General features: G+C 64.4%; 13 protein-coding genes. 11 read left to right on the plus strand and 2 right to left on the minus strand.

Annotation, left to right across the window (positions count from 1 at the left end; translation table 11 throughout):
* Nucleotides 1-249 precede the first annotated feature (249 nt).
* Both A9K71_RS06725 and A9K71_RS06730 read right to left on the minus strand, forming a co-directional pair.
* Nucleotides 250-1,482 carry a CmpA/NrtA family ABC transporter substrate-binding protein gene (locus A9K71_RS06725; RefSeq protein WP_066992150.1) on the minus strand — a complete coding sequence of 411 codons (1,233 nt, stop codon included), beginning with the start codon at nucleotides 1,480-1,482 and terminating at the stop codon, nucleotides 250-252.
* Nucleotides 1,479-2,081 (minus strand): ANTAR domain-containing response regulator, encoded by a 603-nt coding sequence (locus A9K71_RS06730; protein ID WP_066992153.1) that lies wholly within the window; start codon nucleotides 2,079-2,081, stop codon nucleotides 1,479-1,481. The genes A9K71_RS06725 and A9K71_RS06730 overlap by 4 nt, the downstream gene beginning before the upstream one ends.
* A 273-nt stretch (nucleotides 2,082-2,354) precedes the next feature.
* On the opposite strand from A9K71_RS06730, the gene A9K71_RS06735 reads away from it, so the two are divergent.
* The 11 genes from A9K71_RS06735 (at nucleotide 2,355) to otsB (ending at nucleotide 15,295) form a co-directional block, all read left to right on the plus strand.
* A complete protein-coding gene (locus A9K71_RS06735; protein WP_066992353.1) occupies nucleotides 2,355-3,239 on the plus strand; it encodes an AraC family transcriptional regulator in 885 nt (294 codons plus the stop codon).
* A 227-nt stretch (nucleotides 3,240-3,466) separates the two neighbouring features.
* On the plus strand, nucleotides 3,467-4,534 hold the full coding sequence (locus A9K71_RS06740) for a sugar ABC transporter substrate-binding protein (RefSeq protein ID WP_066992156.1): 1,068 nt from the start codon (nucleotides 3,467-3,469) through the stop codon (nucleotides 4,532-4,534).
* Nucleotides 4,535-4,763: 229 nt separating this feature from the next.
* On the plus strand, nucleotides 4,764-5,576 hold the full coding sequence (locus A9K71_RS06745; protein ID WP_066992159.1) for an ATP-binding cassette domain-containing protein: 813 nt from the start codon (nucleotides 4,764-4,766) through the stop codon (nucleotides 5,574-5,576).
* The gene (locus tag A9K71_RS06750) at nucleotides 5,573-6,826 is read left to right on the plus strand and encodes an ABC transporter permease (protein ID WP_066992162.1); all 1,254 of its coding nucleotides are present in this window, start codon (nucleotides 5,573-5,575) and stop codon (nucleotides 6,824-6,826) included. Before A9K71_RS06745 ends, A9K71_RS06750 begins: the two co-directional genes overlap by 4 nt.
* Before the next feature lie 22 nt (nucleotides 6,827-6,848).
* Nucleotides 6,849-7,577, plus strand: a complete 729-nt coding sequence (locus A9K71_RS06755; protein ID WP_066992165.1) for an SDR family oxidoreductase — start codon at nucleotides 6,849-6,851, stop codon at nucleotides 7,575-7,577.
* 33 nt (nucleotides 7,578-7,610) lie between these two features.
* A complete protein-coding gene (locus A9K71_RS06760; protein ID WP_066992168.1) occupies nucleotides 7,611-8,369 on the plus strand; it encodes a glucose 1-dehydrogenase in 759 nt (252 codons plus the stop codon).
* A 39-nt stretch (nucleotides 8,370-8,408) separates the two neighbouring features.
* Nucleotides 8,409-9,179 carry an L-iditol 2-dehydrogenase gene (locus tag A9K71_RS06765; RefSeq protein WP_066992171.1) on the plus strand — a complete coding sequence of 257 codons (771 nt, stop codon included), beginning with the start codon at nucleotides 8,409-8,411 and terminating at the stop codon, nucleotides 9,177-9,179.
* Nucleotides 9,180-9,272: 93 nt separating this feature from the next.
* Nucleotides 9,273-10,331: a glycosyltransferase family 4 protein gene (locus A9K71_RS06770; protein ID WP_066992174.1), complete on the plus strand. Its 1,059-nt coding sequence runs from the start codon at nucleotides 9,273-9,275 to the stop codon at nucleotides 10,329-10,331.
* 40 nt (nucleotides 10,332-10,371) lie between these two features.
* A complete protein-coding gene (locus A9K71_RS06775) occupies nucleotides 10,372-12,534 on the plus strand; it encodes an amylo-alpha-1,6-glucosidase (protein WP_066992177.1) in 2,163 nt (720 codons plus the stop codon).
* 188 nt (nucleotides 12,535-12,722) lie between these two features.
* Complete coding sequence (locus A9K71_RS06780; RefSeq protein ID WP_066992180.1) at nucleotides 12,723-14,516, plus strand: trehalose-6-phosphate synthase; 1,794 nt, start codon at nucleotides 12,723-12,725, stop codon at nucleotides 14,514-14,516.
* On the plus strand, nucleotides 14,513-15,295 hold the full coding sequence (gene otsB / locus A9K71_RS06785) for a trehalose-phosphatase (RefSeq protein ID WP_066992182.1): 783 nt from the start codon (nucleotides 14,513-14,515) through the stop codon (nucleotides 15,293-15,295). Before A9K71_RS06780 ends, otsB begins: the two co-directional genes overlap by 4 nt.
* The last annotated feature ends 58 nt before the right edge of the window (nucleotides 15,296-15,353 follow it).

Below are 15,353 nucleotides of genomic sequence, written 5' to 3' on the forward strand. Positions count from 1 at the left end.
TCGACCTGAGCGGCAGCTTTGCCTGTGGCGCCCGCCATTGGACGCCTGTTCTATTGCCCGCGAGGGGGCGCGATTATCTTAAAGCACGAAGCGTGCCAGTTTTGCGTGGAAGACGGATTTCCAGAAAAATCAAAGCGGTAGGCGCTTCAGGCACCGGCCCGGCCGAGCCGAGACACGGTCAAACGTTGATCAACGGAGCGGGCAGGGCGCACAAATTTTGTGCAATGCACAAGAATGGCGCGCAAATGATCAGTCGCGATTCTGGGCCGCGATGTAAGCATCGATCCGATCGGGATCGAAGATCTGGCCGTCGAAGAATCCGTCCGGGCCGAGCACAAGGCTCGCCCCGGCCGAGCCGACCGGCGTCGCGGTCTTCAGCGCGCCTTCCACTTTGGCGTTGGCGCCGGGCAGGGCCACGCCGAGCGGCTTCAGCGCCGAGCGGTAGAGATCGGGCCGGTAGCAGTCGCGGGCGATCGCCAGGTTTTGCGGCGTATGCGGCAATTGTCCCCAGCGCACCATCTGCGTGTAGAACCAGAGCGCATGGCTCTTCCAGGGAAAGTTCGCCGCCTTGTCGAAGGGCAGGAAGAAAGCCTCAACGCTGCGCTCCGGGCCGCCGCCGAGCTGAAGTCGCCCGGTGAGTGCCGGCATCTGGATCGCCTCCGGCTGCCCTAGGAACGCAGGCTTGGCCATCAGCGCGGCCAGCGCGCCGCGGTTCACCGGATCCTGGCACCAGCGCGCGGAGTGATGCAGCGCTCTCAGCAGCGCCGCCAGCGCGTCGGGGTTTTCCTCGGCCCAGCTTCTGCGCGCGCCGATCACCTTTTCCGGGCTGTTGCGCCACAGCAGCGCCTTGACGGTGACGATGCGGCCGGTGCCGGCGGCGACGGCGGCACTGTTCCAGGGCTCTCCGACGCAATAGCCGTCGATGCGGCCGGCGGAGAGCGCATCGGCCATGAAGGGCGGCGGCACGATGACGATCTCGACATCGCGGTCGGGATCGATGCTGCAGGCGGCGAGCCAGTAGCGCAGCTCGTAATTATGCCCGGAATGCGGATGGACGACGGCGAAACGCAAAGGCTCGCGGCCGGCGGCCGCCCGCTCGCGGATCAGAGCGCCAAGCGCCGTGCCAGCGCGTCCCGGATCGAGGTCGGGCGCGGCCCCGTGCGCCGCCATGCCTTGCCACACCGCATTGGAGACGGTGACGCAGTTGCCGCCAAGCCCGAGCGAGAAGGGCACTATGGTCTCCGAGGCAAGCGGCGTGAGGCCGAGGCTGCAGGCGAGCGGCATCGGCCCCAGCATATGTGCCACATCGAAATGGCCGATGGCGATGCGGTCTCGGATGTTGGCCCACGAGGTCTCGCGATGCAGCTTGAGCTCGATGCCTTCGCGGGCGGCAAAGCCCATCTCGCCGGCCGCTACAAGGACGGCGCTGTCGAAGAGCGGCATGAAGCCGGCGGTGATCTCGTGCGCCGCAGTCTTGCTCATTCGCCCTCCAGCGGTCCCAGCAATCCCGCCGCCGTCACCAGGCTCTGGGCGATGTCGGCGATCTTGCGGTTCTGGTTCATGGCGGTCTTGCGCAGAAGCGCGTAGGCGGCCTCCTCGCTCAAGCCGCGCGATTTCATCAATATGCCTTTGGCGCGATCGACGACCTTGCGGTTCTCGAGCTCGCTGCGCGCCTCCTCCAGTTCGCGCGCCATGCGCGAGAAGGCGTTGAAGCGGCTGATCGTCATGTCGAGAATCGGCTTGATGCGCTCCTTCTTCAGCCCGTCGACCACATAGGCGGACACGCCGGCTTCGACCGCCGCCTCGATCGAGGCCCGGTCGGAGCGGTCGACGAACATAGCGATCGGCCGTTTCACTGCTCGCGAAAGCTGGAACATGTTCTCAAGCATGTCGCGGTTGGGGTTTTCGAGATCGATGACGATGACATCCGGCTCGATCTCGGCGATGCGCTTGGCAATGCCGGCCACGTCATGAACAACGGTGACATGGCGATGGCCGGCGTCCCGCAATCCGGCCTCGATGATCGAGGCGCGGATGCGGTTCTCGTCGATAACAAGGATGGTCAACGAACCAGCGGACATGCTTCCTATTGTGCAGCCCGGCCGGAATTGTGCAATGCGATAGCGTGGTCCGCGGCGACTTTCCCACGCCCAAAGGCCGCGGGCCAGTCGCCGATATTCGAAGCTTCTAATTTTCGAAGGGAGGTTTTTCGCTGGGCCAAAAAGGTCAAAAACGTATCAGTAGGCGCGGCGTGGCGAGGTGGCGGACATCCTTGGCCGCCGCTATCCTGACCCTAGATGAGCCGGAACAAACGGCCGCGGTTCGAAGGCTGGCACAGCCTGCGGGAGGAATCGATGGGACCCGATCTGGAAGTCATACAGATAAGGCCTGGCGAGTCGTTCGCGGTGAGGTGGCATGGCTATCCCTACCATACGGTGCGCTGGCATTTTCATCCGGAATACGAACTGCACCAGATCGTGGCGACCAAGGGCCGCTATTTCGTCGGCGACTTCATCGGCGAGTTCGAGGTCGGCAACCTCGTTCTCACCGGTCCGAACCTGCCGCACAACTGGATCAGCGAGGTTCCGGAAGGTCAGTCAGTTCCGCTGCGCTGCAGGCTGGTCCAGTTCAGCGAGGAATTCATCGGCGGCGCGATCGCCACTTTTCCCGAGCTTGGCGCGGTCTCGCCACTGCTCGAGCTCGCGCGGCGCGGCGTCCTGTTCAGCGCCAGTGTGAGCAGGGCGGTCATGCCGTTGCTGGCGGAGATCACACATGCTTACGGCGTTCACAGGATCAGCCTGTTCATGTCGATCATGGAGGCGCTGAGCCGCGAAACTACGCCGCGCGTGCTCGCCAGCGAGAACTATCTGCCGGACCCGTCCGGATACATGTCTGCGGGCATGAACCAGGCGCTCGCCTATATCCGCGAGAACCTGACCCAGCAATTCAACGAAGGCGATCTGGCGGCAATCGCGGGACAGACGCCGAGCGCCTTCTCGCGCTCGTTTCGCAAGCATACCGGCATGTCGCTGCTGCAGTACATCAAGCGGCTGCGCATCAATCTCGCCTGCCAGATCCTGATGAGCGACGAAGAGGCTCAGATCTCGGACATCTGCTTCGAGGTCGGCTTCAACAATCTGTCGAACTTCAATCGCCAATTCCTGGCCGAGAAGGGCATGCCGCCTTCGCAGTTCAGGAGATTGGTTGCGGATAATTTCGCGGCCGCGCGCGCCGCATAGAAAGGAGTTCGGGAGGAGAAACAAGCCTTAGACAAGAACCAGGACGAAGCGGTGGGTCGCGCAAGCGAACCAGCGATGGACGAGTATTTCCTCGTGTCATGCCAGCGGGAGGAAGCCGTGAGGCTGCTGCACGAGTTCACTGGACTTCCAATCGGGCGCGCGAGCAGCATCCGCGGCTCGATGTCGAAGTCCGTTTAGATCACACAATGGGAATTGGAGAAGACCTTATGTCCAGATACGTGTCCAGATTGACAGCAGCCGCGATGGCCGTCTCGAGCCTCGCTCTTGGGGCGACTTTTGCCAATGCGCAGGATATCGCCGGCTCCACGGTCGCGTTCCTGATGCCCGACCAGGGCTCGACGCGTTACGAAGAGCATGATCATCCGGGCTTCGTCGCTGAAATGAAGAAGCTTTGCGACAGCTGCAAGGTGCTCTATCTCAATGCCGACGCCGACGTCACCAAGCAGCAGCAGCAGTTCAACTCCGTCATCACCCAGGGCGCGAAGGTTGTCGTGCTCGACCCGGTCGATTCGGCGGCGGCGGCCTCGCTGGTGCACAATGCGCAGGCTCAGGGCGTCAAGGTGATCGCCTATGACCGTCCGATCCCCACGGCGAAGGCCGATTTCTATGTGTCGTTCGACAACAAGGCCATCGGCAAGGCGATTGCCGCCTCGCTGGTCGAGCATCTCAAGGCCAAGGGGGTGTCGAGCGATGGCGATGTCGGCGTGCTGCAGATCAACGGCTCGCCGACCGACGCCGCGGCGGGCCTGATCAAGGACGGCATCCATGAGGGTCTCAAGACCGGCAGCTACAAGACGCTCGCCGAGTTTGACACGCCGAACTGGGCGCCTTCGAATGCCCAGCAATGGGCGGCGGGACAGATCTCGCGCTTCGGCAACAAGATCGTCGGCGTGGTCGCCGCCAATGACGGCACGGGCGGCGGCGCCATTGCCGCCTTCAAGGCAGCCGGCGTCGATCCGGTGCCGCCGGTGACGGGCAACGACGCGACGATCGCCGCCTTGCAGCTCATCATTGCCGGCGACCAGTACAACACTATCTCCAAGCCGAGCGAAATTGTCGCCGCGGCGGCGGCAAACGTTGCTGTACAGCTTCTCAAGGGCGAGACGCCGAAAGCCGAGACAACGCTCTACGATACGCCCTCGCAACTCTTCGTGCCGGCGGTGGTGACGCAGGAGAATCTGAAGGCCGAGATCATCGACAAGAAGATCCAGACCGCAGCCCAGCTCTGCACCGACCGCTACGCCGAAGGCTGCAAGAAGCTCGGCATTCAATAAGGAGCGATGCGGCTGAAGCCGCATCGTCTGCCAGAAGCGATGCGGCCCAAGGTGCATCGTCTTCTAGGAGCGAGGCGGCGGAGCCGTATCGTCTCCAACAGCGATGCGGCGCAGCCGCGTCGCCTGCGATATGCTCGGCTGGCCCGTCAGGGCTGAGAGCCGGGTGTGTCCGGCCGCTCCCTCCTGGCGGCCGGACAGATCGACCAAAACGCGGGAAGAGAGACACGCAATGGCAATACCCGACGCACCGCCCACGACGAGCCGTCCGCCGGTGCTTAGCCTGCGCGGCATCTCGAAGAATTTCGGCGCGGTGTCGGCTCTCACCGACGTTGATCTCGACATCAATGCCGGGGAAATCGTCGCCCTGGTCGGCGACAACGGCGCCGGCAAGTCGACGCTGGTGAAAATCCTGGCCGGCGCGCATATGCCGAGCTCGGGCTCGATCACTTTCGACGGCCAGCCGGTGACGCTTGCCAATCCCGCCGCGGCGCTGAAGCTCGGCATCGCCACCGTCTTCCAGGATCTCGCGCTCTGCGAAAACCTCGACGTCGTGGCCAACATCTTTCTCGGCCGCGAGCTTCATCCGCTTCGCCTCGACGAGGTCTCGATGGAGGTCCGCGCCTGGACGCTGCTCAACGAGCTCTCGGCACGGATTCCCAGCGTGCGCGAGCCGGTGGCATCGCTGTCGGGCGGGCAGCGGCAGACGGTGGCGATCGCCCGCTCGCTGCTGATGGAGCCGCGCGTGATCCTCCTCGACGAGCCCACCGCCGCACTCGGCGTCGCGCAGACCGCCGAAGTGCTGAACCTCATTGAGCGCGTGCGGGATCGCGGGCTGGGCGTCGTCATGATCAGTCACAACATGGAGGACGTGCGCGCCGTGGCCGACCGCATCGTGGTGCTGCGGCTCGGCCGCAACAACGGCATCTTCCTGCCCGGCGCCTCCAATCAGGAGCTGGTCACCGCGATCACCGGCGCCGACGACAATGCGGTCTCGCGGCGCGGCAGGCGCACGGCCGAGAAGGCGCAAGGAGAACAGCCATGACCACGGCGTCCGACCGCAATCCCGGCGCGCTGCTCGATCGCAGCGACGAACGGCTGAAGGATCGCAGCGGCGCGAAGGGCGCCATCAGGGGCTTCCTCGACCGCGTCCGCTCCGGCGATCTCGGCTCGCTGCCCGTGGTTGTCGGGCTGGTTCTGATCTGCACCATCTTCCAGACGCTCAACCCGGTATTCCTGTCGCCGAACAATCTGGTCAATCTTTTGTTCGACTGCTCGACGGTCGGCATCATCTCACTCGGCATCGTCTGCGTGCTGATGGTGGGCGAGATCGACCTGTCCGTCGGGTCCGTCAGCGGCCTGGCCTCCGCGCTGCTCGGCGTGCTGTGGGTGCAGTGGGGCTGGCCGGTCGCGCTTGCCATGCTGGCGGCGATGGCGGTCGGGTTCGTGACCGGCTGCGTCTACGCGCTGCTGCTCAACAGGCTCGGCATGCCAAGCTTCGTCTCGACGCTGTCGGGCCTGCTCGCCTTCCTGGGATTGCAGCTCTACATCCTCGGCCCGACGGGCTCGATCAACCTGCCTTACGATTCGCCGCTGGTGAATTTCGGACAGCTCCTCGTGATGCCGCACTGGGTGTCGCACACTTTGGCCGTCGTGCCCGGCGTGCTTGCCCTGGCTCTCGGCTATCGCAAGGCGCAACGCCGCCAGGCCGCCGGCCTGTCATCGCGTTCGCTCGGCGGGCTGCTGCTCCAGGCCGTCGCGATCACGGTCGCGCTCGAACTGGTGGCTTACTACCTCAATCTGTCGCGCGGCGTGCCCTGGATGTTCGCGTTGTTCGTCGGCCTGGTCGTGGCGATGAACTATGCGCTGAAGCGCACCCAATGGGGCCGCTCGATGACCGCTGTCGGCGGCAACCGCGAAGCGGCGCGTCGCGCCGGCATCAACGTCCGGCTGATCTACGCCAGCGCCTTCGCGCTCTGCGCCACGCTGGCGGCGACGGGCGGCCTGCTCTCGGCGGCACGCCTGGCAACCGCCAGCCAGCAGGCCGGCACCGGCGACGTCAATCTCAACGCCATCGCGGCGGCCGTCATCGGCGGCACCAGCCTGTTCGGCGGCCGGGGCAGCGCCTATTCGGCGCTGCTCGGCATCATCGTCATCCAATCCATCGCAAGCGGCCTGACGCTGCTCGATCTGTCATCCTCGCTCCGGTACATGATCACCGGCTGCGTGCTGGCGATCGCGGTCATCGTCGATTCTCTCGCCCGCCGCTCGCGTGTCTCACACGGCCGCGCCTGACGGCTTATCGAAGAGGATCGCAATGTCTGATAGTCTTTCCGGCAAGGTTGCCGCAATCACTGGCGCTGCCTCGGGCATCGGGCTGGAATGCGCCCGCACCATGCTCGCCGCCGGCGCAAAGGTCTTCCTAGTTGACCGGGCCGAGGACCGGCTTCAGGAACTTGTCGCGGAGCTCGGCGACAATGCTTATGCCGTCGTCACCGACCTGCTCGATCCGGCGAGCGTCAACCGCATGATGCCCGAGATCCTCGAAAGAGCGGGCCAGCTCGACATCTTCCATGCCAATGCCGGTGCCTATGTCGGCGGGGAGGTGGCATCGGGCGACCCCGATCAGTGGGATAGGATGCTCAACCTCAACGTTAACGCCGTGTTCCGCACGGTGCACGCCGTGCTGCCGCACATGATCGAAAAGCAGAGCGGCGACATCATCGTCACCAGTTCGGTGGCCGGCTTCGTTCCGGTGGTCTGGGAGCCGATCTACACCGCTTCGAAATTCGCCGTGCAGGCGTTCGTCCATACGGTCCGGCGCCAGGTGCTGAAGCACGGCATTCGCGTCGGTGCGGTCGCTCCCGGTCCGGTGGTGACGGCGTTACTCAGCGACTGGCCAAAGGCCAAGATGGAAGAAGCGCTCGCCGCCGGCAGCCTGATGGAGGCGAAGGAAGTGGCGGACGCCGTGCTGTTCATGCTGACGCGACCGCGCAACATCACCATTCGCGACCTGGTCATCCTGCCGCAGAGCGTGGACATCTGAGCGCCTCGCCCCTCGCAGAACGGAACCGCCGCCCTGATCTTCGACCGCTTCCGACTGGACGACAAGGTCGCGCTGGTGACCGGCGGCACGCGCGGCATCGGCCTCGCCATCGCGAAGGCGCTCGGCGAAGCCGGCGCACGCGTCGTCGTTGCGGGCCGGACGATGAAGGATGATGCGCGGCAGGAACTCGCGGGCCTCGCCTTCGACTTTCACGCCGCCGAGATGCTGGACGAGAAAGCGCCGGACAGGCTGGTCGCCGACACGCTCGCCAAGGCCGGCCGCCTCGACATCCTGGTCAACAGCGCCGGCATCGCCATCCATGGCGACAGCGGCGACTATCCGGAGGGCATCTGGCGGCAGACGATGGCGATCAATGTCGATGCCGTCTTCCGCTGCTGCCGGGCGGCGCTGGCGCCGATGCGGCGCCGGGGAGGGGACGCGATCCTCAATGTCGGCTCGATTTCCGGCATCGTCTCCAACATTCCCCAGAACCAGGTTGCCTACAACAGTTCCAAGGCGGCGGTGCATATGATGACCAAGAGCCTCGCCAGCGAGGTGGCGGTCGATAACATTCGCGTCAACGCCGTCGCGCCCGGATATATCGAAACGGACCTTTCGCGCGGCGGCATCGAGAATCCGGAATGGTTCCCGATCTGGCGCGGCATGACGCCGATGGGCCGCGTCGGCCAGCCGGAAGAAGTTGCGGCGGCCGCACTTTTCCTGTGCTCTCCCGCCTCGAGCTACGTCACCGGCGAGGTGCTGGTCATCGACGGCGGCTATACCACACGCTGAGATGGCGCTGAGCCAGGGCGCTGAGACAGGAGAATTGCCATGAAACTCAAGGACAAGGTCGCCGTCGTCACCGGCGGCGCGCAAGGGATCGGCGCAGCCATCGTGCGCGGTTTCGCCGCCGAAGGCGCCCATGTCGTGATCGCCGATATGGCACTAGGCAAGGCGGAAGCGCTTGCGCGCGAGCTCGAAGGCAAAGCTACCGCTCTGCAACTCGACGTGCGCGACCTCGCCTCGATCGAGGCGATGGTCGCTTCGGTGACGAGGACGCATGGCGGGATCGACATCCTGGTCAACAATGCCGCCGTCTTCGACATGGGGCCGCTTCTCGAGATTTCGGAGAAAAGCTTCGACCTGCAATTCTCGGTCAATGTGAAAGGGCTGTTGTTCACTCTGCAGGCGGTGGCCAAGCGTATGGTCGCCCAGGGGCGCAAGGGGAAGATCATCAACATGGCCTCGCAGGCGGGTCGGCGCGGCGAGGCGCTGGTCGCCGTCTATTGCGCCACCAAGGCCGCCGTAATCAGCATCACGCAATCGGCCGGCCTTGCGCTGATCAAGCACGGCATCAACGTCAACGGCATCGCGCCGGGTGTGGTCGACACACCGATGTGGGACCAGGTCGACGCCCTGTTCGCGCGCTACGAGAACCTGCCGATCGGCGAGAAGAAGCGGCAGGTCGGGCTGGCGGTGCCGGCGGGGCGCATGGGTGATCCCGACGATTACCGGGGTGCGGCCGTCTTCCTGGCATCGAGCGAGGCCGACTACGTCGTGGCGCAGACGCTCAATGTGGACGGCGGCAACTGGATGAGTTGATTGGCCGAAGCTCGAGGCCTCGCCTGCGACAATCGGGCAGGAACGATCTGGCGGCTGACGCATTTTGGTTCCCATCAACCGTTTGAGGGAACCATGCGCATCGCTCATGTCGCGCCGCTCTACGAATCCGTGCCGCCGAAACTATATGGCGGCACCGAGCGGATCGTGTCCTATCTCACCGAAGCGCTGGTGGAAGTCAGGCACGAAGTAACCCTGTTCGCCAGCGGCGACAGTGAGACCTCGGCGCGGCTGGTGCCCGGCCGCGACCAGGCGATCCGTCTCGATCCGCGGCCGAAAAAGTCCGAGATTGCGGCGCATATGGCGATGCTTTGCCAGGTGCGCGAGCGGGCGGACGAGTTCGACGTCATACACTTCCATCTCAGCCATTTCGTGCATTTTCCATTCTTCGAACACATGGCGGGGCGAACTGTGACGACCCCGCATGGCCGGCTCGACTATGTCGACCTGGCGCCGGCCTACAAGCGCTTCCCGCGCTTTCCGATGATCTCCATCTCGCACAGCCAGAAGCGCGGATTGCCCGACGCCAACTGGCTGGCGACGATCCATCACGGGATTCCGGTCGATGCGTATCAGCCCACCTACAATCCCTCGGCCGAGGAACCCTATTTGGCTTTCCTGGGCCGGCTGTCTCGCGACAAGCGCCCGGATCGAGCGATCGAGATCGCGCGGCGTTCCGGTTTGAGGCTTAAGCTGGCGGCCAAGATCGGCGATGACGATCGCGCCTATTTTCAAGACGAGATCGAGGCGCTCATCGACGGCGACCGGGTCGACTATGTCGGCGAGATCGCGGAACACGAGAAGGCCGAGTTTCTCGGCAATGCCGCGGGCCTGCTGTTTCCCATCGACTGGCCGGAGCCGTTCGGCCTGGCGCCGATCGAGGCGATGGCTTGTGGCACGCCGGTAATCGCCTGGAACTGCGGCGCCCTGCCGGAGCTCATCGACCAGGGCGTGACCGGCTTTGTCGTGGATTCTGTCGATGATGCGGTCGCTGCAACGCCGGCCCTGCTCGAACTTGACCGACGGCAGGTGAGGACGGTCTTCGAAAAGCGGTTTTCAGCCACCAGGATGGCGCGCGACTATCTTGCCGCCTATATGCGCCTGATCGGCATCCAGGAGGCGAGAGCCTCCTGACCGGCATTCTCTTTGGGCGGGGCAAGCGAAGAGGTGACGAATGACGCAGCTCGACGAGCGCAAGCTCGATCCCGCCGTAGCCCTTGCCTCGCTCGACGAAACAGCGCCGCGGGAGCCTCACCGGCTGTTCGCGCTCAAACAGGGCGATTGTTTCGCGGTCACCGACGCCTATGGTGACATCAGGGGCGCCGGCGACGGTTTCTTTCGCGACGACACGCGCGTTCTTTCCGAGTTCCGCCTGACGATCGGCGGCAGGCCGATGTCGCTGCTCGGCGCCTCGCTCAGCCAGGACAATGTTCTCTTCACCAGCAACCTTACCAACTTGCCGATACAGAGCGCCGCCGGCCGCGACATTCCGCAAGGCGCGATCCATATCGAGCGCGTCAGGCTGATCTGGCAGGACAGGCTATTCGATCGCATCACGCTTTCCAACTACAGCCGCGAGCATTCGACCATCGCCATCTCCTTGCATTTCGCCGCCGACTTTCGCGACATGTTCGAGGTGCGCGGCTCGACACGGCCGAAACGTGGAACGGTCCATCTGGCGAAGACCGACAAGGCGTCCGTTATGCTCGGCTATGACGGTCTCGACGGCCTGCCGCGCCAGTCGGCAATCTCCTTCTCGCAAGCTCCCGACCAACTGAGCGACAGTCGTGCCGACTTCCTGATCGCGGTGACCAAGCGCAGCAGCAAGGTGCTTTATGTCGAAGTGGGACCGGAAGTTGCCGAAACGCCCAATCGCGACCGGTTCCGGGCCGCTGCCGCACGCGCGCGTTTTGCCATGCGCGCCAAGCGCCGGCATGGCGCCACCGTCCACAGCTCCGGTCGCGTCTTCAACGATTGGGTCGAGCGCGCCCGCGCGGATGTCGCGTTGCTTACCACCGAGCTTCCTACCGGGCCTTATCCTTATGCCGGCATCCCGTGGTTCTCCACGGCCTTCGGCCGCGACGGCGTGATCTCCGGCTTGCAGATGCTGTGGCTCAATCCGGGTCTCGCGCGCGGCGTGCTGGCGTTCCTTGCCGAACATCAGGCGACGGAGACGTCGCCCTTCATCGATTCCCAGCCAGGCAAGATCATGCACGAGACGCGCAAGGGCGAAATGGCGGCGCTGCGCGAACTTCCCTTCGGCCGCTATTATGGCGGCGTCGACACGACCCCGCTCTACATTCATCTCGCCTGCGCCTATGCCGACCGCACCGGCGACATGGCCTTCATCGACACGCTCTGGCCATCGCTCACGGCGGCGGCCGAGTGGACGGAAGAGGCAAGCCGGGCAACGGGTTTCGTCACCTACCAACGCGCAGCGGAGTCCGGCCTCGCCAACCAGGGCTGGAAAGACAGCGTCGACTCGGTCTTCCATGCCGACGGCCGCATGCCCAAGGGACCGATCGCGCTGGTCGAGGTGCAAGGCTATGTCTTTGCCGCCTATCGCGGCCTTGCCGCGCTCGCACGCCGCCGCGGCGAGTTTGCCGATGCCGAACATTGGGAGAACCGCGCCGAGGAAATGCGGATCGCCGTCGAGCGTGACTTCTGGATCGAGGATCTAAACTTCTACGCCATCGCGATCGACGGCGAAGGCCAGCCCTGCAAGGTGCGAACGTCAAATGCGGGGCATCTGCTCTATGCCGGGCTGCCGCAGCCGGAGCGTGCCAAGATTGTCGCCGATCAATTGCTGTCGGCTTCCTTCCATTCCGGCTGGGGACTGAGGACGCTTGCAGACGACGCGATCTTCTTCAACCCAATGTCCTACCATAACGGCTCGATCTGGCCGCACGACACGGCGCTCTGCGGTGTCGGCCTGTCACGCTATGGAGAGCGGGAAAGTGTCGTGCGGCTGATGAGCGGCACGTTCGAGTCGGCCGTGCACTTCAACATGCGGCTGCCGGAATTGTTCTGCGGCTTCACCCGGGCGCCAGGCGAGGCGCCGATCGCCTATCCTGTCGCCTGTCTGCCGCAGGCGTGGTCGGCAGGCTCCACCTTCATGCTGATGCAGGCCTGCCTCGGTCTGGAAATCGACGGCTGGAAAGGCGAGTTGCGCGTCACCCGCCCACGGATGCCTATCGGTATCGACACGCTCACGCTCAGGCATCTGTCCGTCGGCGATAAGACTATCGACCTCACCTTCCAGCGTGTCGGGGACCGCGTCGTTGCCTTCCTCGCCGATCGGCATGAGGGCCTGGTGCCGCTGATTGTGCGGACTTAGGCGGGTCGTTTGGGCAATTGCGGGCGGAAAACCGTTACGAGAGCGGAGTTCCGCAAATGCATCCGGCAGTCGAAAAATGTCGGAACCGACGAGCGCCCTATGCGTTTGCAAACCGGAACCGGCACACCTCTCCGCAGCCGGCAAGAACGAAAACAAAATAGCGGACAGCCGGAGGCAACCTGGCATCAATGGCACAGTATGGCGTCGGCCTCTTGTGGGTCCTTATCCTAGCTAGTCTCGGACTCAGCGCTCTCGCGATCTTCGTCTCAATAACCAGGCACCGTCACCAGCATGCAACGGCTGTGAACACGCCCGGTGCGGGCGAGGACGTCGCATCGGAAGCCGCACGCAAGGTGTTGCGCGAATTCGAGAAGAACGGGCAGTCGGTCGACGCCGCCCTCGTCACCTGGTCACCGGAGACGCTGCGCAAGATCCTTGCCGAGGATCTGCCGGACGCACAGGTCATCGTCGTCTCCAACCGCGAGCCCTACATCCACAATGAGGACGAGAACGGCGATGTCGAGCTCGTCGTGCCGGCGAGCGGACTGGTCTCGGCACTGGAGCCGATCACGCGCGCCTGCGCCGGCACTTGGATCGCCTATGGCGGCGGAAGCGCGGATCGTCAGGTCGTCGACCGCCACGACCGGGTACAGGTGCCGCCCGAAAATCCATCTTATGCCCTGCGCCGGGTCTGGCTGACCGATGAGGAATATCAGGGCTATTATCTCGGCTTCGCCAATGAAGGGCTTTGGCCGCTCTGCCATATAGCCTTTACCCGACCGATCTTCCGCGAGTCGGACTGGGCGGCCTACGAGGCCGTCAACCGCAAATTCGCCGAAACGGTGGTTGCCGAGGCGCGCAACGAGAGGCCGATCGTGCTGGTCCAGGATTATCATTTCGCGCTGCTGCCGCGCATGATCCGCGAGCGCCTGCCCGAGGCCATCGTCATCACCTTCTGGCACATCCCGTGGCCGAACTCGGAAGTGTTCAGCATCTGTCCGTGGCGCGAGCGCATCCTGGATGGGCTGCTGGGCAGCTCGATCATCGGCTTCCACACCCAGTTCCATGCCAACAACTTCACCGAGAGCGTCGACCGCTTCATGGAGAGCCGGATCGAACGGGCGGATGCCGCGGTGTCCTATGGCGGCCAGACGACTTTGGTCCACGCCTACCCGATCTCTATCGAATGGCCTGTGCAGCTCCTGAAGAGCCTGCCGCCGGTCGAGGAATGCCGCGCGCAAATCCGCGAGCGGTTCGGGATTCCAGCCGACGCCAAGCTGTGCGTCGGTGTCGAGCGCCTCGACTACACCAAGGGCATTCTCGACCGCTTCCATGCGCTGGAGGAACTGTTCATCCGCTACCCTGAAATGATCGGCAAGGCGGTGTTCCTGCAGGTCGCCGCACCGAGCCGGGGCACATTGCCGGCCTACAAGCACCTGCATGAGGAATGCCAGCGGCTCGCCGAGGGACTCAACGAGCGCTACGGCAACGGCAGCTATCGTCCGGTCGTGCTCGTGGCCGAGCATCACTCGCAGAGGGACGTCTACAAGATCTACCGCGCGGCCGACATCTGCCTCGTCACCAGCCTGCATGACGGCATGAACCTCGTGGCCAAGGAGTTCGTTGCCGCGCGCGACGACGAAGAGGGCGTGCTCCTGCTCAGCACGTTTGCCGGCGCCTCGCGCGAACTGCTCGAGGCGCTGATCGTCAATCCTTACGACGCGGCGATGATGAGCGAAGCCATGCGGCAGGCGCTGGTCATGGGGCCCGACGAGCAGCGCGAGCGCATGCGCCGCATGCGCGAGATCGTACGCGACAACAATGTCTATCGCTGGGCCGGCAGCATGCTGCTCGACGCGGCGCGATTGAGGAAGCGCGGCGAGCTCGACCGCGTCACGGCCTTGTCCGACCGCTCGGCAAACACCAACGGCGACAATGTCGTCTCTATCTTCGAACGCAAACAGGCAGTCGGATTCCGATGAACATCCAAGCAGATTTGACCCCACCGCTCCCCGAAGGCCGGTGGGCGCTCTTCCTCGATATCGATGGCACCTTGCTCGAGCACGCCGCCCATCCAGATAGCGTCGCGGTCAGCACGGACTTGCGTTCGCTGCTGCAAGCGGTCGAGCACCGGCTGGATGGAGCGCTCGCCTTCATCACCGGCCGCTCTATCGCGGCCGTCGACCGGCTGTTCGAGCCTTTGAAGCTGCGGATCGCCGGCCTCTACGGGCTGGAGCACAGGCTGACACCGGACGGACAAATCGAGGCCGCCGACGAGCCGGCGGATATGGCCGCACTTGCCGACGAAATCGAGCTGGAGTTGGCAAGCAAGGCCGTCTATGTGGAGCGCAAGGGGCCGGTGCTCGCCATCCACACGCGGGCAGCGCCGCAATTGCTGGCCCGCGCGACGGAGCTGGTCGAGACAGCACTTGCCCGGCTGCCGAAAGGCTACCGCGTAATTGCCGGCAATGCCGGTGTCGAACTGATGCCGCTAGAGGCGGCCAAGGGCGCCGCAATCCGGCGCTTCATGCAGCTTGAACCTTTCACCGGACGGCGTCCGGTATTCCTCGGCGACGACACGTCCGACGAAAACGGTTTTGAGACCGTCAATGCCGCGGGCGGGATCTCGATCCGCGTGAGGCCGCAGGGCGAGACCGCGGCGCGTTTCGCCATCGCCGATGTCGCCAGCGCGATCGCCTGGCTCGCGGCGAATTTCAATGACGGCTTCGAACAGACGGACCGCAGCGATCTGGTTGCCTGATCAATCTGGGAAAAGTGCGTCACGGTCCTTCGTCTGGGATCGCAAAAACGGCCCCACA

This window comes from Mesorhizobium sp. WSM3873 (genome assembly GCF_001672445.1).
GTDB lineage: Bacteria > Pseudomonadota > Alphaproteobacteria > Rhizobiales > Rhizobiaceae > Mesorhizobium.